Genomic DNA, 21,844 nt, shown 5'->3' with positions numbered 1-21,844 from the left:
ATGAACCAGAAGCCCGATCTCGGCGCCCTGTTCGGCGCGGGCGAAACCTCGACCTTCCTCGGCCTCGATGCCTGCGACGACCTCGCCACTCTGAACGCGCCGATCGCGATCCTCGGCGTTCCCTGCGCGACGCCCTACCGCGCCGTCGGTGCCTATTGCCGCAACGCGCCGGACGCGCTGCGCCGCGCGACGGCCTCGCTTACGGCCAATCTCGAACGCCACGATTTCGACATCGGGGGCCAGGTCTTCCCCGAGCGGCGCCTTCGCGCGGTGGATTGCGGCGATCTCGCCTTCGATGAAGCGGACGGAGCCGCCAACCGCGACGCGATCCGCGGCGCGGTGCGCACGATCCTGGAGCGGAACGCCGTTCCGGTGCTTCTGGGCGGCGACGATTCCATCCCGATCCCCATGCTCCAGGCGATCGGCGACATGGCCGGCGATCGCAAGTTCACCATTCTCCAGATCGACGCTCATATCGACTGGCGCGAAACGCATATGGACGAGCGGATGGGTCTCTCCTCCACCATGCGCCGCGCCTCCGAGATGGAGCATATCGAGCGCATCGTGCAGGTCGGCGCGCGGGGCATCGGCTCGGCCGCGACGAGCGACTACGAGGATGCCGTGAAATGGGGCGTGTCCTTCGTTCCGGCGCGCGAACTCCACCGTTCGGGCGTCCAGAAGGTGCTGGACCTCATTCCCGAGGGAAGCGACATCATCGTCTGCGTCGATGCCGACGCGATGGACCCGTCCCTGGTTCCGGGCGTCATTGGCCGCTCGCCCGGCGGCCTCTCCTATGACGAAATCACCGACCTCATCCGGGGCGCGGCGGCGCGCGGTCGGATCGCGGCGGTCGACTTCGTGGAGTTCATGCCGGAGCGCGACGTCGACGGCATCGGCGCTCTGACCTTCGCGCGCGTCATCACGACGGCGCTCGGCCTGATCGCCCGCCAGAAGGCCTGATCGCCCTTCATCGTCATCCCGCTCGAACGGCCTCCCGCGCATCCGCCTGGGAGGCCGTTTTGCGTTCAGACAGAGCTGAGGAGAATGCTCGTCTCGCTGTTGAGAATGCCGTCGATCTGTCGGACCTCGCGCAAGACGCGGTCGAAATCGTGGAGGGAGGAAGCGCGGATCTCGGCGATCAGATCCCAGCTTCCGTTAGTTGTGTGCAGCGAATGAAGCTCCGGCATGCCGCGCAGGCGCTTGATGATCGCCGTGGTCGACTTGCCCGCCACCTCGATCATCATCACCGCGCGGATCGCGTTGGCGTCATGATCCTGTCGCACGCGCACCGTGAAGCCGAGCAGCGCGCCGCTATCCAGAAGGCGGTCGATGCGCGCCTGCACCGTGCCGCGCGTGACGCCCAGAATGTCGGCGAGCTTGGACACGGGCGCGCGTCCGTCACTGCGCAGGACGTCGATCATCCTTCGATCGAGCTCGTCGAGCTGGTACATACAAAACGTCCGATTTTCATTGGCAAGATGCGTAGCATAGCATGCATTTTTCGCCATTACTGACATTTCGACCGGCATTTTGCTCGCCTATTCTGCGGTCTCTCCAGGCTTCTTCAACCTCCTGAATCGAGTGCCATGAGCGGTTTCGCAGCCCAGGCGCCATCCGGCGTCGTGATGATCCGTCCCCACCATTTCACACCCAATCCCGAAACGGCGGCGGATAACGTCTTCCAATCGGCGGACGGCTTCCGTACGCGCGGCGAGATCGCGGAAGCGGCCTTCGACGAGGTAACGCGCATGGCCGGACGCCTGCGCGAAGCCGGCGTCACCGTCCATCTCTTCGAGGACGAGACCACGGCGACACCGGACTCCGTCTTTCCCAACAACTGGTTCTCGACCCATGCCGGCGGGCATGTCGCGATCTATCCGATGTTCAATCCGAGCCGGCGCCGCGAGCGCCGCTCCGACGTCATCGAGATGCTGAAGCAGCGCTACCGCGTCCAGGACGTCATCGATTATTCCGGCCTCGAGCCCGACCATGTCTTCCTGGAAGGCACGGGCGCGATGGTGTTCGACCATATCGGCCGCATCGCCTATGCGGCGCGCTCGAACCGCACCAACGAGGTCGCGCTGGAGCGCTTCTGCACGCATTTCAACTTCGAGCCCATGCTGTTCGAAGCCGCCGATGCGAACGGCGCGAAGATCTACCACACCAACGTCATCATGTGCGTCGGCACAGAGATTGCGCTGGTCGGGCTCGACACGATCGTTGGAGAGGCGCGCCGGGCCGAAATCCGCGCGCGGCTGGAGGAGACCGGTCGCATCGTCGTGCCGCTGAGCCACGCGCAGATCGGCGAGTTCGCCGGCAATGCGCTCGAACTTCGAGGCAGCAGGGGGCGGTTTCTCGCGATCTCGTCACGCGCCGTGGCCTCGCTGACGCCGGCGCAGCGCGAAAGCATCGAAGCCGTCACACCCCTGCTGGCCCTCGACGTTCCGACGGTCGAGCTCGCGGGTGGTTCGGTGCGCTGCATGCTTGCCGGCATCCATCTCGCCGCGCGTTCCGGGGCCGCGGCTTCGTTCGCCTGACCGCCTGAAAGTGGAGACGAAAGTCATGACTCCCAAGCTGAACGTCGTTCCCTTCGTGAGCGTCGACCACATGATGAAGCTCGTGCTGTCGATCGGCATCGAGCGCTTTCTTCTCGAGCTCTGCGCCTATGTCGAGGACGACTTCCGGCGCTGGGAGAGCTTCGACAAGGTGGCGCGCGTCGCCGCCCATTCGCCGGACGGGGTCATCGAGTTGATGCCGACGTCCGATGGCGCGGCCTACGGGTTCAAATATGTGAACGGCCACCCGAAGAACACGCGCGACGGTCGCCAGACCGTGACTGCCTTCGGCGTCCTGGCGGATGTCGCGAACGGCTATCCCGTTCTCTTCACCGAAATGACGATCCTGACCGCGCTGCGCACCGCCGCGACCTCCGCCGTCGCCGCCCGGCACCTGGCGCCCAAGGGCGCGCGGACCATGGCGATCATTGGCAACGGCGCGCAGGCCGAATTCCAGGCTCTGGCGATGAAGGCGCTGATCGGCGTCGATCGCTTGCGCCTCTACGACATCGATCGTGCGGCCAGCGAGAAATGCCGACGGAACCTCCAGGGCTTCGGCTTCGACATTGCGATCTGCGACGGGACGGAGGAAGCGGTACAAGGCGCCGAGATCGTCACCACCGTCACGGCCGACAAGCAGAATGCGACGATCCTCACCGACAATCTCGTCGGCGCGGGAATCCATATCAACGCGGTCGGCGGCGACTGCCCCGGCAAGACCGAGCTTCAGGCCGCCATCCTGCGACGCGCCGACATCTTCGTGGAATACCCGCCGCAGACGCGCATCGAGGGCGAGATCCAGCAGCTCCCGTCCGACCACCCGGTGACGGAGCTCTGGCGCGTCATCGTCGGCGACGTGCAAGGCAGAACCGACGGGCGACAGATCACCCTTTTCGACTCCGTCGGCTTCGCCACCGAGGACTTCTCGGCCCTGCGCTATGTCCGCGACAAGTTGGCGGGTACGGCCTTTTACGAAGAGCTCGACCTTCTCGCCGACCCAGACGACCCGCGCGACCTCTTCGGCATGCTGCTGCGCGCAGCCGCCTAAGGCGCCTGCTTTGGATGATTCCTCCGCAGGCCTCTCTCGCTCGCTGTCCACAGATGCCGCGCGCGGGGTTAGCCTGTTCCTGTTACGCCTTGTCCCGACCGCCGTGGAGCCATAGCCTCTGGGATTGCGATCCGGCGATTTGCGGGGCGCGCATGTCTTGGGGGCCATCTTGAGAAGTCTGTTTGTTGTCGCGGCTGTGCTCGTGCTGTCCGGTTGTGTATCCAGCCCGCGGGAGGATGCGTTGGCCAGCCAGCATCCTCCATCGGCCGAGATCCGACGTGTGATCGTGCATGACGCGAAGGATTACCTGGTCGATCCCTATTCGGTTCGCGATGCCGAGATTTCGAGCGTCATGGACGCGCCCGGAGGCGAGGTGCAGTTTGTCTGCGTGAAAGCGAACGCCAAGGACGCGGCGGGCGGTTACGCCGGGCGCAAGGCCGTTTCCATTCGCCTGGTCGGCAAATATCCCGTCGGCATCAATCCAAACGCCGCCGCCTGCGCGGAGCCCCAACTGCGCTGGTATCCGTTCCCAGAGCTGGAAGCGCTCAAGCGGACTTAAGGCAAAGGCCCGCCGCGGGGAGCGGCGGGCCTTAAGCGTTGAGGGGGAGCGGCAACCGCCGCTCTGGCAAGCGCAGCGCGTCCGGCCTGCTGCGCAGAGGGCGAGCCCTCTGCGCAGGGCATGGGTCAGGCGGCCGAGATCTTGACCGCGTCGGTCGAAAGCGCGCCTTCATAGACGGTCAGGCCGATGCCGCCATCGCGGAACGCTTCGGCGCTGTGGTCGGTCGCTTCGATGGCGACGCCGCCGACCGTGGCCGAGATCGTCGAGCCGACCACGCGCGCGCGGACCGGGATCGCCTTTTCCAGCACGAATTCGAACGGCTTGGATGCCAGCACGTCCTCCTTTTCGTCGCGCACGCGCACGATCTGGAGCTGGCCCTCGCGGGTGATGCGGAGGCTGTAATAGCGGCGCAGGCCCTGGACGCGCAGCGCGACGCCGCCATGCACGGCGAGATGGATCATGATGTCCGCGTCGAGCGCGTAATCGGTCCATTCCCGCGTGCCGTGCGAGACGATGCCGTCGCCGAGCGACTGCGAGATGCGGAAGCTCGGCGGGAAGCGTTTCGAGAAGAAGCTGACGCCGTTGACCCAGGCCATGCGCCAGAAATCGCCGTCGCCGGCCGGACGCTTCAGCGTCACTTCCGGCGCGCCGTCCCAGCGCAGGTAGTCGACCAGCACCTTGCCGTCGGCGCGGCGCCCCGACGCCGTCAGGACGATGCCGATCTCGGCGATCGGCTGGCCGTCCAGCTCCGGCAGCTTCCAGGCGAGCACGGTGTCGGCGCCCGGCGCGAGGGTGACGGCCTCGCCATCGACATCGCGCAGCTTGTCGGCGCCGTCATAGACGCGCAGCCGCAGCCGTGCCTCGACGTCGCCCTTGTTGGCGGACGGGGCCGCGATGCGGGCCTTCACGACCTGGCCCGGATAGACAAGCGGCGTCGCCATCAGGTCGTAGGTGCGCATGTTGAGGAGTTCGGGCGGCGAGAAGGTCGGACTGATCGCCGCCGCTTGCTGGCCGGGTCCGAGCGCCTCGTAGCCGATCGACAGGGCGCGCGCGTTGCCGAATGCCTCGTTGCCGATGCGGAGATGGGCATTGGCGGTGAAGCCGGCCTGTGGGCGGAATCCCTGCTGGCTGCCGGGCAGCGAGAAGTGGAACTGCGCGCCGTCCTTCGGCTTGGCGAGCTTGTCCTGGCCGGCAAGCTGGCGGCCGAGATTGGCGAGGTAATAGGAGACGCGGACGGCGTCGTTGATCGAATTGCCGCCATCGGCGGACGAGATCAGCAGGCGGTCGGCGATGGGGCCACGCCAGTCGGGCCCGGCCTCGATGCCGTCGAGACCCAGCATGATGCCCATGAGGCAGCCGACATTGCCGGCGTTGCAATCGGTATCCCAGCCCGACGTGTTGACGATCATCTGCGCCTTCTGGAAATCGTCCGGCGCGTAGAGCACCGACATGATCATCAGCGCGTGGTTGGGCACGACGTGGCAGTTGCCGGGATATTTGTCGTAGCCGTAATGGTCCTGGATGAGCTGGCGGGCGACGCGCCAGTCAGCGTTCTCCCTGTGCCAGCGGCGCACGTCGGCGATCAGCTTGGCGATCAGGCAGTCGGCCGGAATGACCGAGAGGCCGACATCGAGCAGGTGGTCGATGTCGCGACTCCCGAAGGCTTCTGCCTCCATCGCGGCCCAGAGCATGGCGGCATAGACGGATTCGCCGTCATGGCTGACCTTGCCGGCCTGCTCGGCGAGCTTGGCCGCCAGCTTCGGCTGGTTCGGCGCGACGAGCGCCCAGCCATCGATGAAGATCTGCGCGCCGATCTGCTCGGCAACCGGCTGGCCGTTGGTGGCCATGGAGCCGGAAGCGGGGGCGGGGATGCCCTTCTTCAAATTGATCCAGGCGGTGTGCTCGGTTGAATTGCCGACGCCGCCCCACCACAGGATCGAGCGCTCTTCGACGATGTAGTTGAGCCAGGCCTTGCCGATATCCTCGGCCGACAGGTCCGGCGAAACGCCGTAGTCTTCCAGCGCGCGGACGAAGGTGAAGGTTCCGGCGACGTCGTCATCGGTGACGACCAGCGGCTGGTCGAGGCGGTCGTGGACGTAATAGTCGATCGGACCGAGCTCCTCCATGATGCGCTGGTAGGTCCAGCCCTCGAAGGGGCGGCCGAGATAGACGCCGATCAGCTTGCCGAGAACGCCGGCATAGACGCGGTCCAGATAATCGCTCGGTAGGGTCAATGTTGCCTCCATAGAAATTTTGGTATCAGCCCTTCACCGAGCCGCCGGCCATGCCTTCGATGAAGCGGCGCTGCAGCAGGACAAAGAGGATGACGACGGGCAGGACGATGATCAGCGCGGCTGCCATGATCTCCCCCCAGTCGGAGCTGTACTGGCCGCTCAGCAGGAAGAAGGACACGACGGCGGTCATGTTCTCCGAGCCCTGCAGGAAGGTCGTGGCGATCAGGAACTCGTTCCATGAATAGAGGCCGATGATCAGCGCCACGGTCAGGATGCCGGGCGAGACGATCGGCAGCATGATCCGGGTGAAGACCTGCCAGTGACTGGCGCCGTCGATCTGCGCGGCTTCCTCGAGTTCGCCGGGGATGGCGAGGAAGTAGGTGCGCAGCAGCATGACGGCGAAGGGCGAGAAGATCGCCGTGTAGATCAGCGCCACGGCGAAGGGATTGTTGATCAGGCCGAGCTTGGCGAAGCCGAAATAGAGCGGAAACAGAAAGAGCTGGATCGGCGCCGTCGTCGTGCCGAGCAGGTAGAAGGTGACGATCTTCCAGCTTTCGATCTTGCGCCTGGCGAGCACATAGGCGGTCAGCGAGGACGTCGTGCAGACCAGAATAATGGTCGTCGCCGTCAGGATCACCGAATTCAGCATGGTCTGGGAGAAGCGGGCGTCTTCCCAGGCGCGGGTGAAATTGTCCCAGCGAAACGTCTCGGGCCAGGCCAGCGGGTTCTGCACGATCTGGGCGGCCGGCTTGACGGAATTCAGCACCAGCAGCGCGATCGGAAACAGCGTGATGATCAGCGCGATGCTGAGCACCGTATAGGTCAGGATGAGCGTCGTCCGGCTCTCGACGAGTTTCACTTCGTGCTTCACTGGTGGAACTCCTTGGCCTGCGCCCGGATGTAGAAGGCGGTCGCGACCAGGCCGAACAGGCTGATGACGACGGCGACGGCCGCGGCCTTGCCGACCGCGAGGTCGTAGAAGGCGCTGCGATAGGCGAGGGTGGAGAGCACTTCGCTGGAGAAGGCTGGGCCGCCCTGGGTCAGGATGTAGACGAAGTCGAACACCAGGAACGACCAGATCACCGTCATGATCATCATCAGGGTGATGGTCGGCCAGATCGCCGGGATCAGCACGTAGCGCAGGATCTTCCAGAAGCTGACGCCTTCGAGCCGGGCGAATTCGATCTGCTCCTGCGGGACCTGGCGGAGCGCGGCGAAGAAGATGACGCACAGAAATCCCCACCAGTGCCAGAGGTCGACGGTGGCGATGCCGAGCAGCGCGGTGGAGGGCTGCGTCAGCGGGTCCAGCGTGGGAAAGCCCATGCGCTGCAGCATGCCGTTCACGCCCGAGACCGGGCTGTAGATCATGCCCTGCCAGACGCGCGCAAGGATCGCGGTCGCGATGATCATCGGCAGGAAGTAGATCACCTGGAAGAACATGCTGCCGCGACGGGCGATCAGCAGCAGCGTCGCCGCCAGCAGGCCCATGAAGATCGGGATCGTCAGGAAAATGCCGGTCCAGATCAGGTTGTTGGTGAGCGCGGTCCAGAACACGCGGTCGAACCACAGGGCCTGGAAATTCTGAAGCCCGATGAAGACGGGCGTCGTGATGCCGTCCCAGCGGAAGAAGGCCAGCGCAATGGTCAGGACTGCGGGAATGAAGATGATGACGACATTGATGAGCAATGTCGGGACGAGATAGAGCCGATACATGCTGGGTTCTCCGCGGGAAGGAGCGGCGACGATCGCGCCGCCGCTCCGTCAGGCGTGGGGGTGCTACCGGGCGGGGATGGCCGGCACCTTGCCGTCGGCCTTTTCCTGCAGGAACGTCGCGTTGAGTTGTTCCAGGAACTGGGCGGTGGTGCTGCGGCCGAGCCAGACTTCCTCGATACCACTGACCAGGTAGGAATCGGTCGCCGGCGGCAGGAAGGTCCAGGTGGTGTAGCCGTACTGGTTGTCGCCGACGGCCTCGGCCAGCGTCTTCATCGTCTCGGTATAGATCGGCAGGCCGTTATCGACCTTCACCTTGGAGAGGTCATCGAGCGGGGTGTTCCACTCGCCCGGCCAGAGCGAGTTCATGACGCCATAGGACTTCTCGGAGAAGATGTAGTCGATGGCCGCCGCGGCGCCGTCCGCATTCTTGGAAGTGGTCGCGATCGAGAAGGTCGAGCCGACGCCGAGCGGATAGACCGGGCCCTTGACGCCCTCGGCGCTCGGGAAGCCGACAAAGCCGACTTCGGCGTTGTTGGGCGGGAAATAGGTGTTCACGCGCTGGAACTGCCAGGTGCCCGTGGGCATCATGCCGGCCTGGCCGGTCGCCATCTGGGCGAAGGCCTGCTCGTCACTGAGCGAGAAGTAGTTGGGACCGAAATAGCCCTTCTGCCACCACTTGTTCAGCGTATCGATAGCCTGGACGAAGGGCTCGGCCGTCCAGGGCAGTTCGCCCTTCAGCGCCTTGTAGACATTTTCCGGGCCCGCGATCGAATTGAGCACGATCGAGACATAGTGCTCGTTGGCCGGGCGCCAGTTGGCGTTGCCCGAAGCGAAGGGCACGATCTTCTCGGCGAGCATCGCGTCGGCCAGCGTCTCGAGCTCGGCGATCGTCGTCGGCGCCTTCCAGCCATGCTTCTCGAACAGGGTCTTGTTGTAGAAGAGGCCGAGGGTCTCGTAGGTCTTCGGCAGCGCATAGAGCTTGCCGTCATACTTGCCCATCTCAATGAAGACGGGAAGAATCCGGTCGGCCCAGCCAAAGCGGGCCATGTAGTCGTCGAGGGCGAGCAGCTGGCCGGCGCGGGCCATGGGCGCGACATAGGTCGGGCCGGCCGTATAGACGATGTCCGGGCCGTTGCCGGAAAGCAGCGCGACGCGCATCTGCTTGTCGAGCTCGGTGCCGCGATAGTCGATGGTCAGGTTGAAGTCGGGGTTGGCCGCATTGAAAGGCTCGAGGATGCCCGTCTTGATGTAGCCCTGCTGCTTCGGATCGGCGCTCTCATACCACCAGGTGATGCGCTTGCCCTCGGCAAAGGCATGGCCGATCAGGGCGGTGCTGGCCAGGAGCCCGAGGGATCCGGCGATGAATGTACGTCTCTTCATGGTTTCCTCCTAAAATCAATCTGACGTCTAGACGGTGCCGCGCTCGATCAGCTGAAACGGCATTTCCTCAATCGTGCCTTTGCCGGAGCGGGTCCCGCTCAGGCGTTCGATCAGGATTTCGGCGGCTTTCTCCCCCATCCGGTCCTGAAACTGGGCGACCGTGCTCAGCGGTGGCGTGACCAGCCGCGCGGCCGAAATGTCGTCAAATCCGAAGACGGCGACCTGGCCCGGTATGTCGATGTTGCGCTCGCGCAGCGCCTGCATGACGCCGATCGCCATCAGGTCGTTGGCGGCGAAGATCGCCGTCGGCCCGTATCCCGTCGCCAGGATGGCCTCGGCGGCGCGGAAGCCCGCGACTTCGCTGAAATCATTCTCGATGGCGACGAGGGGTTCGATCCCGGCGCGCGCCAGCGCATCGCGATAGCCCTCGACCCGGACGCCCTGCGGTCCGCCGGTGCCGGCCACCATCGCGATGCGGCGGTGTCCCTTGGCGATCAGGTGCTCGGTGACCGAAATCGCGGCGGCGTGGCTGTCGACGAAGATGTCATCGATGGCAAGATCGCCGCCCCGTTTCTTGGCCGATTCAATCCGCACCACGGGAATGCCGATATCCAGCAGGGGCACGAAATCCTGGACGCGGACGGTGAAGAACACGCCGACGACGCCGTCGACGCGTCCCTGCCGCGCCCAGTCAAGGAAATGCCGCTCGCGGGCCGGCACGCCGTCGGTATTCACCGCGATGACGTCGTAGTCGCGGTCCTGGGCGATCTTCTGCACCCCGCGGATGAGGCCGGGATAGAAGGGGTTGGTGATGTCGGGAACGATGCAGGCGATTGTCATCGTCCGCCGCGTCTTCAGCGCCTGGGCGAAGCGGTTCGGCACATAGCCGAGTTCCTCGGCGACCGCCCGGATCCGCTGCACCGTCTCGGCCGAGACCGATTGGGTCGTCGCGCCACCCAGCACCATCGACACCGTTGCCTGCGAGACGCCGGCACGGATCGCGACGTCCTTCTGAGTGGGTCTGGGCGACATTGGGCTCCCCTTATACGTATTATTTATACGTATAAGTGAGCTCTCGGCGGAGTCAAATGGATTCCTGCGCGGGGTCCGATGGGGTGCCGGGGCAGCGCCTGCGTCCGTCGGGCCATACCGAAAAGGCCCGCCAGGATGAGTGGCGGGCCTTTCGTGGCGACTGGTAGGGCGGCGCCGCCGGGCTGTGTCCGGGTAGCGCGGAAAGCGTCTCTATGTCAGGCGAAGACGCTCTTGATGGCGCTCGCCGCCGCTGCCACCACGATGTCGGTTTCCTCGCGGGTCATGCAGAGCGGTGGCGCGAAGCCGAGGATGTCGCCCTGCGGCATGGCGCGGCCGATGACGCCGCGCTCCAGCAGCGCGGCCGAGACCTGCGGTCCGATCTTTCGCGCGGGGTCGAAAAACGTCCGGTCGTCCTTGTCCTCGACGAACTCGACGGCCGCGATCATGCCGTCGCCGCGCACGTCGCCGACATGGGGATGGTCGCCGACGGCCTGCGCCAGCTGTTCGCGGAAATAGGCGCCGGTCGAGCCGGCGTTCTCGACCAGGCCGAGCTCGTCGATCAGTTCGAGATTGGCGACGCCGGCGGCCGCGCAGATCGGGTGGGCCGAATAGGTCCAGCCATGGCCGATCGGGCCGAGCTTGTCGGAGCCCTGGAGCAGCACCTGCCACATCCGGTCGGAAACGATGACGCCCGACAGCGGCGCATAGGCCGAGGTCAGGCCCTTGGCGATGGTGATCAGGTCCGGCTTCATGCCGTAGTGGTCGGAGCCGAACATGGTGCCGAGCCGCCCGAAGCCGGTGACGACCTCGTCGGCGACGAGCAGGATGTCGTATTTCTCCAGCACGGCCTGGATCTTTTCCCAGTAGCCGGCCGGCGGCGGCACGATGCCGCCCGTGCCGAGGATCGGCTCACCGATGAAGGCGGCGATGGTGTCCGGCCCCTCGGCCAGGATCATCTCCTCCAGCTTGTCGGCGCAATGCTGCGAGAACTGCTCCTCGGTCTGCGAGCGATCCTCGCGGCGGAAGTAATAGGGCGCTTCCGTATGCAGGACCGGCGCGCGCGGCAGGTCGAAGGCGTTGTGGAACAGATGCAGGCCGGTCAGCGATCCCGTCATCACGCCGGAGCCGTGATAGCCGCGCCAGCGCGAGATGATCTTCTTCTTCTCGGGCCGGCCGAGCACGTTGTTGTAGTACCAGATCAGCTTGATGTTGGTCTCGTTGGCGTCGGAACCGGACAGGCCGAAGTAGACCTTCGACATGCCTTCCGGCGCGCGGTCGATGATCATCTTGGAAAGGGTGATCGAGGCTTCCGTGCCGTGGCCGACATAGGCGTGGTAATAGGCCAGGTTCTTCGCCTGCTCGGCGATGGCGTCGGCGATCTTCTGGCGGCCATAGCCGACATTGACGCAATAGAGGCCGGCAAAGGCGTCGAGGCTGGTCTTGCCGTTGGTGTCGGTGATGTAGACGCCTTCGCCGCTGCGGATGACGCGGGTCGGCGTCTCGCCGCGGGCGTGCATGCCCATGTGGGTCGAGGGATGGAAGAAGTGGTCGCGATCCCAGGCGGTGAGTTCGTTGCGTCCGTCCATGGTCTATCCTTCAATGTTGGTGTCGCCGCGATCCGAGCTTTGGATCAGGCGGCGGTGTCGATGCAGAGATATTTGAGCTCGGTGAACGCCTCGATGCCGTGGCGCGAGCCCTCGCGGCCTAGGCCGGACTGCTTCCAGCCGCCGAAGGGGATGGGGCCGCCGGTGATCTTGACCCGGTTGACCGCGACCATGCCGTATTCCAGCGCCCGGCCGAGCCGCATCTGACGCGCGCCGTTCTGGGTGACGACATAGGCGACGAGGCCGTACTCGGTGTCGTTGGCCCGCGCGATCACCTCCGCCTCGCTGTCGAAGACGGCGATGGCGGCGACGGGGCCGAAGGTTTCCTCGCGCATGATCAGCGCATCGTCGGGGACGTCGGCAAGCACGGTCGGCTCGTAGAAGAGCGGGCCGGCCTTGTGGCGCCTGCCGCCGGTCAGAAGCCTGGCGCCGCATTTCAGCGCGTCGGCGACCTGCTCCTCGACCTTGGCGATGGCGCGCTCATGCATCAGCGGGCCGATCTCCACGCCCGGCTCCAGCCCGCCGCCGACCTTCAGCGCCTCGGCCCGGGCCTTGAACGCCCTGGTGAAGGCCGCGAGCAGAGGGCGTTCGACATAGAGGCGGTTGGCGGCCAGACAATCCTGGCCCGAGGTCGCGAACTTGGCGTCGATGGCGATGTCGACGGCCTTGTCGAGATCGGCATCGGCGAAGACGATCAGCGGCGCATGGCCGCCCAGTTCCATCACCAGCCGTTTCAGGCTGGGGGCGCAGGCGGCGGCGATGCGCTTGCCGATCTCCGTCGAGCCGGTGAAGCTCATGGCCCGAACGCGGGTATCGTCATTCATGCGGCCGACGATGGTGGCGGCGTCGCCGGTGACGACGTTGAAGACGCCGGCGGGGAGGCCGGCGCGCTCGCCGAGCTCGGCCAGCGCCAGCGCCGAAAGCGGCGTTTCGCCGGAAGGGTGGGCGACGACCGTGCAGCCGGCGGCAAGCGCCGCGGCGGCCTTTCGCGTGATCATGGCGGCGGGAAAATTCCACGGCGTCACGATGCCGACGACACCGAGCGCCTCGCGGCGCACGATCATCTCGGCGTCGGGCAGGTGGCTGGTGACGTTCTCGGCGTTGAGACGCTTTCCTTCGTCGGCATACCACTCGAGGAACGAGGCGGCGTAGTCGATCTCGCCCCGCGATTCTGCCAGCGGCTTGCCCTGCTCGAGCGTCATCAGCAGCGCCAGGTCCTCGCGCGCTTCCAGCATCAGCCCGTGCCAGGCGCGCAGGATTGCCGCGCGCTGCTGCGGCAGTCGGTCCCGCCAGGCGGGAAAAGCGCTGGCGGCGGCCGAAATGGCCTCGCCCGTCTGCTCGCCGTCGAGCGAGGCGACCCAGGCAAGCGGCACGCCGGAGGCTGGGTCGGTGACCTTGAAGCTGGCGCCGTCGCGGCCGGCTACCCAGCGGCCGCCGACATAGGAGAGATCGCGCAGCAGGTGGGGATCGCGAAGGCGGGCCAGCGCGTCGTGGAATGCGGTGCGGGCGAATACGGCAGCGATGTCGGCCTCCTCTGGCTGATGCGGAAGCCGAGTCTGCCAGAGGCCGGACGACAGATTGTCTATTGCCGGGGGCGGCCGCAGAGACTTTGGCCAAATCCGCCGCAGGCCGTAGTCAATCTCTCTACGGGCGCATCACTCGGGGGCGGGGAGGAGGGTCTCCAGCGGCAGGACGGTCTCTTCCTTCACCGTCTTGGTGACGATGTAGGTGAAGTAGCGGTCTATGCCGAGTTCGCGGTCGAGCAGGCTGTCGACGAGCCTCTGATAGGCATCGATGTCGGCTGCCATGATCTTCAGGATGTAGTCGACGCCGCCGCCGACAGACCAGCAGGCGACGATCTCCGGCGTCGTCGCCACCGCGCGCTCGAATCGGTCGAAGTCGGACTGGCGATGGTTGGCGAGCGTCACCTCCATCATGACGCTGGCGACCGGTGCCACCCGCCGTACGGCGATCCGCGCATGATAGCCCGAAACGATGCCCGCCTTTTCCAGCTTGCGCAGGCGCATCCAGGCAGGCGTGGCCGACAATCCTACCTTCTCGGCCAGGGCCAGTTTGGTGACGCGCCCGTCGCGCTGGATCGCGTCGAGGATCTTGAGGTCGATGGCATCGAGTTTCGTCATGTCTGCCTGTGCAATCTATGCCTGCGCGACCATGGGAGCGGCATCGGGCCATTGTCAATTGCACTGATTTCCATCTCTAATGCGTCATGACAATCTGGCGACCCGATCCCACCCTCCTGAAGCGCCCGGCCTATCTCTCGCTGGCCGAGCAGTTTGCGCGCGCGATCCATGACGGACAGCTGCCGAACGCCACGCGTCTGCCGACGCACCGCAAGCTGGCTTACGAACTCGGCCTCTCCGTGCAGACCGTCAGCCGCGCCTATGAGGAACTGATCCGGCGGGGCCTGATTTCGGGCGAGATCGGGCGCGGCAGCTTCGTCCAGACCGTGCGCCGCGAGGTCGAGCCGCCCTATCTGCCGGAGCGCCTAGGCGAACTGATCGACCTTTCGATCCTGAAACCAGTCTGCGAGCCCATGCATCTGGATCGGCTGAAGCAGGCGCTAACCTGGCTTGGCGATCACTTGCCGTCGAGTTCCGGCCTGTCGTTCCGGCCCAATGTTGTGTTTCCGCGCCACCGCGCCATCGCGGTCGACTGGCTGAAGGTCTGCGGCATCACGGCTTCGCCGCAGAACATCAGCCTGACCAATGGCGCGACGGCGGCGATGACCGTGGCGCTGATGAGTGTCGCCCCGCCGGGATCGAGCGTCGCGACCGAGGCGATCGGCCATCACACACTGGTGCCCCTGGCCAGCTATCTCGGCTTCAACCTGCATGGCCTGCCGATCGACGGCGACGGGATCATCCCGGATGCGCTGGACGAGGCCTGCCGGGTTTCCGACATTCGCGCCGTGTTCATCCAGCCGTCGGTGATCAACCCGACGGCCACGCTGATGAGCGAGACGCGCCGCGCCGCGCTGGTGGAGGTCGCCCGCAAGCATGACATCGCCATCATTGAGAGCGACGTGCTCGGGCCGCTGGTGAGCGACCGTCCCGCGCCGATCGCCTGCATGGCGCCGGAGCGCACGCTTTACCTGACCAGCTTCACCAAGATCACCGTGCCCGGCCTGCGCATCGGCTATCTGCTCGCGCCCGACCGCTATGCCGCCGCCGTCGCCAACCGCCATCTCGTCTCGAACTGGATGGCGACGCCGATCATCGCCGAGATCGCCTCGAAATGGGTGACGGACGGCACGGCGATGGAATTGGTGAACTGGCAGCGCAACGCGCTGCGGCGCCGTCAGGTCATCGTTGCCGAAATTCTGGGCGGCAGTCGCGTGCGAACCCATCCCAACGCGCTGCATCTGTGGCTGCCGCTTTCGGAACATCACACCGAGGAAGGCTTCGTCGCGCAGGCGCGCCTGCAGGGCGTGGCGATTGCGCCCGGCGCCTCTTTCCGCACGTCGGACGCGCCGTGGCAGCCGGCCGTGCGGGTGTCGCTCGGCTCGACCACCGAGGCTGAATTGCGCACCGGCCTGGGTGTGGTGGCGCGGCTCCTGCTCGGCAAGCCGGAGTATCTATTGCTCGCAATCTAGGCTTCGCGGCCAGGAAATAAGCACAATAAGGAATAATTGTACTGATATTATTTTACGAATTGACATGATTTGATAAGTTACCCATCGTTTGGGGCATCTTACCTCGGTACCGGGAAGACAATGCCTCAGCCGATCATCCAGATTGACGCAATCAGCAAGAGCTTCGGCGCCTTCAAGGTGCTGGACCAGCTCTCGATGCAGGTGATGCCCGGCGAGAAACTGGCGCTCATCGGGCCATCGGGCTCCGGCAAGACCACCATACTGCGCATCCTGATGACGCTCGAGCGCATCGATAGCGGCCACATCACGATCGACGGCGAACAGCTCTACCACATGGAGCGCAACGGCGGCCTTATAGACGCCGACGAGCGCCACCTGACGCGGATGCGCCAGAAGATCGGCATGGTGTTCCAGCTGTTCAACCTGTTCCCGCACATGTCGGTGCTCGACAATGTCGTGCTCGCGCCGATGCTGACCAAGGGCGTTCCCCGGGCCGCCGCCGAGAAGCGCGCCATGGAACTGCTCGACATGGTGGGCATGGCGGAAAAGGCGAAGGCGATGCCGGCGGAGCTCTCCGGCGGCCAGAAGCAGCGCGTCGCCATCGCACGCGCTCTCGCCCTCAGCCCCAAGATCATGCTGTTCGACGAAGTCACCTCGGCGCTCGATCCCGAACTGGTCGAAGAGGTGCTGAACGTCATGCGCAAGCTCGCCGCCGAGACCGACATGACGATGCTGCTCGTGACGCACGAAATGGGCTTCGCACACGACTTCGCCGACCGCGTCCTGTTTTTCGATCGAGGCCGGATCGTCGAGGAAGGCAAGCCCGACGACATCTTCCGGCATCCCAAGCAGGAACGTACGCAATCCTTCCTGAAAAAGATCATCGCGGCAGGACTGCGGGTCTGACCGCAGAGCTGCCGTGCTGGCAAGAACCTTCCGCCGCAAGAGCCAATCAACCGAAGGAGTGGGGAACAATGAAGAAACTCGCATTCATGACCGGAGCCGGCGCATTCGCGCTCGGAGCCGCACTCGCCTTGTCCCTGCCGGCAGCGGCGCAGGACAATCCCAAGCTGGAACAATTGAAGGCCCAGGGCTTTGCCCGCGTCGCCATCGCCAATGAGCCGCCCTATACGGCCGTCGCTGCCGACGGCAAGGTCTCCGGCGCGGCGCCCGAAGTCGCCCGCGAAATCTTCAAGCGCCTGGGCGTCGGCGAGATTGTCGCGTCGATCTCCGAATATGGCGCGATGATCCCCGGCCTGCAGGCCGGGCGCCACGACGTGGTGACCGCCGGCCTGTTCATGAAGCCCGAGCGCTGCGCCGCCGTTGCCTATTCGGAGCCGATTCTGTGCGACGCCGAAGCGCTTCTGGTGAAGAAGGGCAATCCGAAGGGCTTCAAGTCCTATGCCGATTTCGCCAAGGACGCCTCGGCTACGGTCGGCGCCCCGGGCGGCGGCACGGAAGAGAAGCTCGCGCTCGAGGCCGGCGTGCCGCGCGACCGGGTCATCGTCGTGCCGGACGGCCAGAGCGGCCTGAAGATGGTGCAGGACGGCCGCATCGACGCCTATTCTCTGCCGGTTCTCTCCATCAACGATCTGATGAAGAAGGCCGCCGACGAGAACCTCGAGGTCATCGCTCCGGTGGTCGGCGCGCCGGTCTATTGCGACGGCGCCGCCTTCAAGAAGGGCGACGAGGCCCTGCGCGATGCGTTCAACGTCGAGCTCGCCAAGATGAAGGCATCCGGCGAGTTTGCGAAGATCATCGAGCCCTATGGCTTCTCCGCCGCCGCGGCGATGTCGACCACGACGGCCAAGCTCTGCGCTCCCGCCACCTAGGCGCCTCGACCCTTCCCGTCGCGGGAAGGGTTCAATCGCAGATCCGGGGTGGAGGCCAGCATGCCTCCACCGTCCCGGCCCCATGCTCTCCCTGGCTTCTTGCGTAAGGCTCCCTCGATTGACCGATTGGTCCGGATATCTCAGCCTGATCCTGCAAGGCGCGGTCGTGACGGTGCAACTCACCGTGATGGGCTGTGCGCTGGCCCTGGTCATGGCTTTCGTCGCCGGGCTTGGCCGTCTGTCGCGATATGCCGCCCTCCGCTGGCTGGCCTCGATCTACATTGAGTTCTTTCGCGGCACGTCGATCTTCGTGCAGCTGTTCTTCGCCTATTTCGTGCTGCCGCTGGTCGGCCTGACGCTGACGCCGATGCAGGCCGGCGTGCTCGCGCTGGGTCTCAATGTCGGCGCCTATGGCGCGGAGGTCGTGCGCGGCGCCATCCTTGCCGTCGGCACCGAGCAATACGAAGCCTGCACCGCGCTCAACCTCAGCCGCTGGCAGGCCATGCGCAAGGTGATCCTGCCGCAGGCGCTCCTGTTCATGCTGCCGACCTTCTGCAACAACGCGATCGAACTGCTGAAGGCGACATCGGTCGTCTCGCTGATCTCGCTGGCCGACATGACGTTTCAGGCGAACATCGTCCGTTCGCAGACCGGCAACACGCTCATTCCCTTCGCCACGATCCTGATCCTCTACTTCGCCTTCGCCATGATCATCGCCTTCTCCATTCGCGCGCTGGAGCGCCGGATGGCGCGCGGCCTCGACGGAGTGCGTTCGTGATGGCCCCGGCTCCTTTCGCAGGAAAGACCCGCTGATGGATTGGGACTGGAACTTCGTCTGGCAGATCATGCCGACCCTCATCCAGGGCGTGAAGATCACCATCCTCGCCACGCTGCTCGGATCCATGCTGGCGGCCGTCGTCGGGCTTGCGATCGCCCTGGCGCGGCGGTCCGACAACCGGCTCCTGGCGCGCAGCGTGGGCTTCGCGGCCGAATTCATTCGCGGCACGCCGCTGCTGGTGCAGCTCTATTTCATCTTCTACGTGCTGCCGGATATCGGCATCCTGCTGTCGCCGCTGCTGGCCGGCGTGATCGGGCTGGGCCTGCATTACGGAACCTACACCGCCGAGGTCTATCGCGCCGGCATCGACAACGTGCCGCGCGGCCAGTGGGAGGCCGCCAAGGCCTGCAATCTGAGCCACCGCCAGACCTGGCTGCGGATCATCCTGCCGCAGGCCGTGCCGCCGATGATCCCGGCGCTCGCCAACTATTTTATCGCCATGTTCAAGGAAACGCCTCTGCTTTCGGCCATCACCGTGATGGAGCTGATGAACCAGTCCAAGAGCGTCGCCAACACCTATTACCGCTATCTGGAGCCGATCACGCTGGTCGGCGCCTTCTTCCTGGCCATCAGCCTCGTGGCGGTCGTGCTGCTGCGCGTGCTCGAGCATCGATATGGGCGGATCGCGAAATGACCGTTTCCACGCAACACCCCGTGCAGATCGAGCTTCGTTCCGGGCGCCCCGAACTGGACGCGCGACCGCTGGCGAAGCGCGTCGGCCTGATCATCCTCGCGACCGACCACACGACCGAGCCCGATTTCGCGCGCATGGTGGCGAGCGAGCGGACCGGCGTCTATGTCGCGCGCATTCCCTATGCCAATCCGACCACGCCGGAAAACCTGCGCAAGATGCAGCCGGAACTGACGGCGGGCGCAGGCTTGATCCTGCCCGGCGAGAGCCTGGACGCCATCTGCTATTCCTGCACCTCGGCCTCGGTCGTGATCGGCGATGAAACCATTGAGGCGGCGATCCGCGAGGCAAAGCCCGGCGTTCCCGTGGTGACGCCGCCGCTCGCGGCCGTTGCCGGGCTGAAGGCGCATGCCGCGCGGCGCATCAGCATCCTGACGCCCTATACGATCGAGACCAGCCGGCCGATGGCGGACTATTTCAGCCGGCATGGCTTCGAGATCGACCGCTTCACCTGCCTCGGCTTCGACGACGACCGCGAGATGGCGCGCATTTCCCCCCAGGCGCTGGTGGAGCTTGCGCGCGAGGTGACGGCGCCCCAGTCCGACGCGCTGTTCCTTTCCTGCACGGCGCTGCGCGCGGCGCTGGCCATCGTCGGCATCGAAGTCGCGATCGGGCGCCCCGCCGTCAGCAGCAACCAGGCCTCCGCCTGGCAGTGCCTGCGCCTGACCGGGGACGACACGGCCTATCCGCAATTCGGCCGGCTGATGACCTTGCCGCTGCGTGCCGCATGAGCGTTTCGCTTTCCGATATCCGCGCCGCGGCCCAGCGCATTGCTGGCAGGATCGAGCCGACGCCGACGGTGCTGTCCGCCTCGCTCGGCGCGGTCGCCGGCGTTCCCGTGCATCTCAAGCTCGAGCATCGCCAGAGCACCGGCAGCTTCAAGCTGCGCGGCGCGACCAACGCGATCCTGCAGCTGAGCGTCGCGGAGAAGGCGCGCGGTGTCGTCGCGGCGTCCACCGGCAATCACGGCCGCGCGCTCGCCTATGCCGCGAGCCTGGAGGGCGTGCGCGCGGTGATCTGCATGTCGCGGCTCGTGCCCGGCAACAAGGTGGCGGAGATCGAGCGTCTCGGCGCGGATGTGCGCATTGTCGGCAACAGCCAGGACGACGCCCAGGTCGAAGTCGAACGGCTGGCGAACGAGGACGGGCTGGTGATGCTGCCGCCCTTCGATCACCCGCACGTCGTCGCGGGGCAGGGGACGCTCGGCATCGAAATGATGCAGGCCGTGCCGGACGCCGCAACCATCCTCGTCCCGCTTTCCGGTGGCGGTCTCGCGGCCGGCATTGCCGCGGCGGTCAACGCCATCAACCCGGCCACACGGGTGATCGGGATCTCGATGGCGCGCGGCGCGGCGATGAAGGCCAGCCTCGACGCCGGCCGCCCGGTCCTCGTCGAGGAACTGCCGACGCTGGCGGATTCGCTCGGCGGCGGCGTCGGGCTCGACAACCGCGTCACCTTCGCGATGTGCCGCGACCTGCTGGACGACGTCCTGCTGCTCGGCGAGGCGGAGATCGCGGACGGTATCCGCCATCTCTACGAGCAGGAGCGCGAAGTGGTCGAGGGCGCCGGCGCGGTGGGCGTCGCCGCGATCCTTGCGGGCAGGGTGCCGCTTGACGGGCCCGTTGTCGCTCTGATCTCCGGCCGCAACATCGACATGACGCTGCATCGCCAGATCGTCAACGGCGAGCCGACCCGCTTCGAGGCCCTGGATTCCGCGAACCCGGAGCGCGCCGCATGACCTCGATGACCATCCTCACCGAGGCGGATCTGCGCGAGATCGTGGCGCTCGATCTCGACGCCGTCGCCTGTGTCGAAAACGCTTTCCGGGCGCTCGCGACCTTGCCGGTCGCAATGCCGCCGATCCTGCGCCTCGACATTCCCGAGCATCGCGGCGAGGTCGACGTGAAGACGGCCTATGTGCCGGGCGTCGACGGTTTCGCGATCAAGATCAGCCCCGGCTTCTTCGACAATCCGAAGCTCGGACTGCCCAGCGTCAACGGCATGATGGTGCTGCTTTCCGCCCGGACCGGCCTGGTCGAAGCGCTGCTGCTTGACAATGGCTATCTGACCGATATCCGCACCGCCGCCGCCGGCGCCGTCGCGGCCAAATACCTGGCGCGGGCCGATGCCCGCGTCGCGACGATCTTTGGCGCCGGCGTGCAGGCGGGTTTGCAGCTGGAGGCGCTGGCGCTGGTGCGTCCGATCGCCGAGGCGCGGATCTGGGCGCGCGATGGCGCCAAGGCCGAGGTTCTTGCCGGAAGGCTGAGCGACAAGCTCGGCATCCGCGTGCGGGCCGAAACGGATGTGGCGCGGGCCGTGGCCGGGTCCGACATCCTCGTCACCACGACGCCCTCGACCGAGCCGCTGTTCCCGGTCGGCCTCGTCGAGGCGGGCCAGCACATCACGGCCATGGGCTCGGACGCGGAGCACAAGAATGAGATCGCCCCGGCGCTGATCGCCATGGCCGATCTCTACGTCGCCGACAGCGCCCGGCAGACGCGCATCCTGGGCGAACTGCACCACGCCATCGCGGCGGGCCTGATCGAGGCGACAGCCGATGTCGCCGAACTCGGCCAGATCATCGCCGGTTCGCGGCCGGGCCGCGGCACCCGCCGCGACATAACCATCGCCGACCTGACCGGGACCGGGGTCCAGGACACGGCGATCGCCACGCTGGCTCGCGACCGCGCCCGCGCGGCGAAGGCCGGCACACCATTCGAAACCTGAAATTCCGGCCCGTTCGAA

Annotated in this window: 21 protein-coding genes; 12 read left to right on the top strand and 9 right to left on the bottom strand. The window is 65.9% G+C overall.

Translation table 11 applies throughout. The annotated features are described in order from the left end of the window. On the top strand, positions 1–960 hold the full coding sequence (locus ABIE08_RS07255) for an arginase family protein (RefSeq protein ID WP_354549872.1): 960 nt from the start codon (positions 1–3) through the stop codon (positions 958–960). A gap of 65 nt (positions 961–1,025) precedes the next feature. On the opposite strand, the gene ABIE08_RS07250 is transcribed toward ABIE08_RS07255, so the two are convergent. Continuing rightward, on the bottom strand, positions 1,026–1,451 hold the full coding sequence (locus tag ABIE08_RS07250; RefSeq protein WP_201402995.1) for an Lrp/AsnC family transcriptional regulator: 426 nt from the start codon (positions 1,449–1,451) through the stop codon (positions 1,026–1,028). Between the two features lie 135 nt (positions 1,452–1,586). On the opposite strand from ABIE08_RS07250, the gene ctlX reads away from it, so the two are divergent. The 3 genes from ctlX (at position 1,587) to ABIE08_RS07235 (ending at position 4,162) form a co-directional block, all read left to right on the top strand. Beyond that, positions 1,587–2,537: a citrulline utilization hydrolase CtlX gene (ctlX, locus tag ABIE08_RS07245; RefSeq protein ID WP_354549871.1), complete on the top strand. Its 951-nt coding sequence runs from the start codon at positions 1,587–1,589 to the stop codon at positions 2,535–2,537. A 25-nt stretch (positions 2,538–2,562) separates the two neighbouring features. Continuing rightward, positions 2,563–3,603 carry an ornithine cyclodeaminase gene (locus ABIE08_RS07240; RefSeq protein ID WP_354549870.1) on the top strand — a complete coding sequence of 347 codons (1,041 nt, stop codon included), beginning with the start codon at positions 2,563–2,565 and terminating at the stop codon, positions 3,601–3,603. 157 nt (positions 3,604–3,760) lie between these two features. Next, the gene (locus tag ABIE08_RS07235; protein ID WP_354549869.1) at positions 3,761–4,162 is read left to right on the top strand and encodes a hypothetical protein; all 402 of its coding nucleotides are present in this window, start codon (positions 3,761–3,763) and stop codon (positions 4,160–4,162) included. A gap of 125 nt (positions 4,163–4,287) precedes the next feature. Here the strand turns inward: ABIE08_RS07235 and ABIE08_RS07230 are convergent, their stop codons facing one another. From ABIE08_RS07230 to ABIE08_RS07195, 8 genes are all read right to left on the bottom strand, one after another. Continuing rightward, positions 4,288–6,396: an ADP-ribosylglycohydrolase family protein gene (locus ABIE08_RS07230; protein WP_354549868.1), complete on the bottom strand. Its 2,109-nt coding sequence runs from the start codon at positions 6,394–6,396 to the stop codon at positions 4,288–4,290. 25 nt (positions 6,397–6,421) lie between these two features. Beyond that, positions 6,422–7,267: a carbohydrate ABC transporter permease gene (locus ABIE08_RS07225; protein WP_354549867.1), complete on the bottom strand. Its 846-nt coding sequence runs from the start codon at positions 7,265–7,267 to the stop codon at positions 6,422–6,424. Further along, a complete protein-coding gene (locus tag ABIE08_RS07220; RefSeq protein WP_354549866.1) occupies positions 7,264–8,109 on the bottom strand; it encodes a carbohydrate ABC transporter permease in 846 nt (281 codons plus the stop codon). Before ABIE08_RS07220 ends, ABIE08_RS07225 begins: the two co-directional genes overlap by 4 nt. A gap of 63 nt (positions 8,110–8,172) precedes the next feature. Next, on the bottom strand, positions 8,173–9,489 hold the full coding sequence (locus ABIE08_RS07215; protein ID WP_354549865.1) for an ABC transporter substrate-binding protein: 1,317 nt from the start codon (positions 9,487–9,489) through the stop codon (positions 8,173–8,175). A gap of 27 nt (positions 9,490–9,516) precedes the next feature. After that, positions 9,517–10,521 (bottom strand): LacI family DNA-binding transcriptional regulator, encoded by a 1,005-nt coding sequence (locus ABIE08_RS07210; protein ID WP_354549864.1) that lies wholly within the window; start codon positions 10,519–10,521, stop codon positions 9,517–9,519. Positions 10,522–10,736: 215 nt separating this feature from the next. Beyond that, positions 10,737–12,107, bottom strand: a complete 1,371-nt coding sequence (locus tag ABIE08_RS07205; RefSeq protein ID WP_354549863.1) for an aspartate aminotransferase family protein — start codon at positions 12,105–12,107, stop codon at positions 10,737–10,739. Between the two features lie 44 nt (positions 12,108–12,151). Further along, positions 12,152–13,648: an NAD-dependent succinate-semialdehyde dehydrogenase gene (locus ABIE08_RS07200; RefSeq protein WP_354551613.1), complete on the bottom strand. Its 1,497-nt coding sequence runs from the start codon at positions 13,646–13,648 to the stop codon at positions 12,152–12,154. 132 nt (positions 13,649–13,780) lie between these two features. After that, positions 13,781–14,266 carry an Lrp/AsnC family transcriptional regulator gene (locus ABIE08_RS07195; protein ID WP_354549862.1) on the bottom strand — a complete coding sequence of 162 codons (486 nt, stop codon included), beginning with the start codon at positions 14,264–14,266 and terminating at the stop codon, positions 13,781–13,783. A gap of 86 nt (positions 14,267–14,352) precedes the next feature. On the opposite strand from ABIE08_RS07195, the gene ABIE08_RS07190 reads away from it, so the two are divergent. From ABIE08_RS07190 to eutC, 8 genes are all read left to right on the top strand, one after another. Beyond that, positions 14,353–15,738, top strand: a complete 1,386-nt coding sequence (locus tag ABIE08_RS07190) for a PLP-dependent aminotransferase family protein (protein ID WP_354549861.1) — start codon at positions 14,353–14,355, stop codon at positions 15,736–15,738. Positions 15,739–15,858: 120 nt separating this feature from the next. Next, complete coding sequence (ehuA, locus tag ABIE08_RS07185; protein WP_354549860.1) at positions 15,859–16,644, top strand: ectoine/hydroxyectoine ABC transporter ATP-binding protein EhuA; 786 nt, start codon at positions 15,859–15,861, stop codon at positions 16,642–16,644. Positions 16,645–16,712: 68 nt separating this feature from the next. After that, positions 16,713–17,570, top strand: coding sequence for an ectoine/hydroxyectoine ABC transporter substrate-binding protein EhuB (ehuB, locus tag ABIE08_RS07180; protein WP_354549858.1), 858 nt, complete (start codon positions 16,713–16,715; stop codon positions 17,568–17,570). A gap of 118 nt (positions 17,571–17,688) precedes the next feature. Beyond that, positions 17,689–18,348, top strand: coding sequence for an ectoine/hydroxyectoine ABC transporter permease subunit EhuC (gene ehuC / locus ABIE08_RS07175; RefSeq protein ID WP_354549856.1), 660 nt, complete (start codon positions 17,689–17,691; stop codon positions 18,346–18,348). Between the two features lie 34 nt (positions 18,349–18,382). Then, on the top strand, positions 18,383–19,042 hold the full coding sequence (ehuD, locus tag ABIE08_RS07170; RefSeq protein WP_354549854.1) for an ectoine/hydroxyectoine ABC transporter permease subunit EhuD: 660 nt from the start codon (positions 18,383–18,385) through the stop codon (positions 19,040–19,042). Beyond that, positions 19,039–19,830 (top strand): ectoine utilization protein EutA, encoded by a 792-nt coding sequence (gene eutA / locus ABIE08_RS07165; protein ID WP_354549852.1) that lies wholly within the window; start codon positions 19,039–19,041, stop codon positions 19,828–19,830. The genes ehuD and eutA overlap by 4 nt, the downstream gene beginning before the upstream one ends. Beyond that, positions 19,827–20,837: a hydroxyectoine utilization dehydratase EutB gene (eutB, locus tag ABIE08_RS07160; RefSeq protein ID WP_354549850.1), complete on the top strand. Its 1,011-nt coding sequence runs from the start codon at positions 19,827–19,829 to the stop codon at positions 20,835–20,837. Before eutA ends, eutB begins: the two co-directional genes overlap by 4 nt. Continuing rightward, the gene (gene eutC, locus ABIE08_RS07155) at positions 20,834–21,826 is read left to right on the top strand and encodes an ectoine utilization protein EutC (protein ID WP_354549848.1); all 993 of its coding nucleotides are present in this window, start codon (positions 20,834–20,836) and stop codon (positions 21,824–21,826) included. Before eutB ends, eutC begins: the two co-directional genes overlap by 4 nt. The last annotated feature ends 18 nt before the right edge of the window (positions 21,827–21,844 follow it).

Source organism: Kaistia defluvii, from assembly GCF_040548815.1.
GTDB classification, from domain to species: domain Bacteria; phylum Pseudomonadota; class Alphaproteobacteria; order Rhizobiales; family Kaistiaceae; genus Kaistia; species Kaistia defluvii_A.
The sequence above is the reverse complement of the archived record's forward strand: the minus strand, read 5'-3'. Positions and strand labels throughout refer to the sequence as shown.

Bases quoted from the DNA above. Each gene is read 5' to 3' on its own strand.
- ABIE08_RS07190 (WP_354549861.1), top strand. From the start codon at position 14,353: ATGACAATCTGGCGACCCGATCCCACCCTCCTGAAGCGCCCGGCCTAT.
- eutC (WP_354549848.1), top strand. From the start codon at position 20,834: ATGACCTCGATGACCATCCTCACCGAGGCGGATCTGCGCGAGATCGTG.
- ABIE08_RS07195 (WP_354549862.1), bottom strand. From the start codon at position 14,266: ATGACGAAACTCGATGCCATCGACCTCAAGATCCTCGACGCGATCCAG.
- ABIE08_RS07250 (WP_201402995.1), bottom strand. From the start codon at position 1,451: ATGTACCAGCTCGACGAGCTCGATCGAAGGATGATCGACGTCCTGCGC.
- ABIE08_RS07240 (WP_354549870.1), top strand. From the start codon at position 2,563: ATGACTCCCAAGCTGAACGTCGTTCCCTTCGTGAGCGTCGACCACATG.
- eutA (WP_354549852.1), top strand. From the start codon at position 19,039: ATGACCGTTTCCACGCAACACCCCGTGCAGATCGAGCTTCGTTCCGGG.
- ctlX (WP_354549871.1), top strand. From the start codon at position 1,587: ATGAGCGGTTTCGCAGCCCAGGCGCCATCCGGCGTCGTGATGATCCGT.
- ehuD (WP_354549854.1), top strand. From the start codon at position 18,383: ATGGATTGGGACTGGAACTTCGTCTGGCAGATCATGCCGACCCTCATC.
- ABIE08_RS07205 (WP_354549863.1), bottom strand. From the start codon at position 12,107: ATGGACGGACGCAACGAACTCACCGCCTGGGATCGCGACCACTTCTTC.
- ABIE08_RS07220 (WP_354549866.1), bottom strand. From the start codon at position 8,109: ATGTATCGGCTCTATCTCGTCCCGACATTGCTCATCAATGTCGTCATC.
- ehuB (WP_354549858.1), top strand. From the start codon at position 16,713: ATGAAGAAACTCGCATTCATGACCGGAGCCGGCGCATTCGCGCTCGGA.
- ABIE08_RS07255 (WP_354549872.1), top strand. From the start codon at position 1: ATGAACCAGAAGCCCGATCTCGGCGCCCTGTTCGGCGCGGGCGAAACC.
- ehuA (WP_354549860.1), top strand. From the start codon at position 15,859: ATGCCTCAGCCGATCATCCAGATTGACGCAATCAGCAAGAGCTTCGGC.
- ABIE08_RS07210 (WP_354549864.1), bottom strand. From the start codon at position 10,521: ATGTCGCCCAGACCCACTCAGAAGGACGTCGCGATCCGTGCCGGCGTC.
- eutB (WP_354549850.1), top strand. From the start codon at position 19,827: ATGAGCGTTTCGCTTTCCGATATCCGCGCCGCGGCCCAGCGCATTGCT.
- ABIE08_RS07215 (WP_354549865.1), bottom strand. From the start codon at position 9,489: ATGAAGAGACGTACATTCATCGCCGGATCCCTCGGGCTCCTGGCCAGC.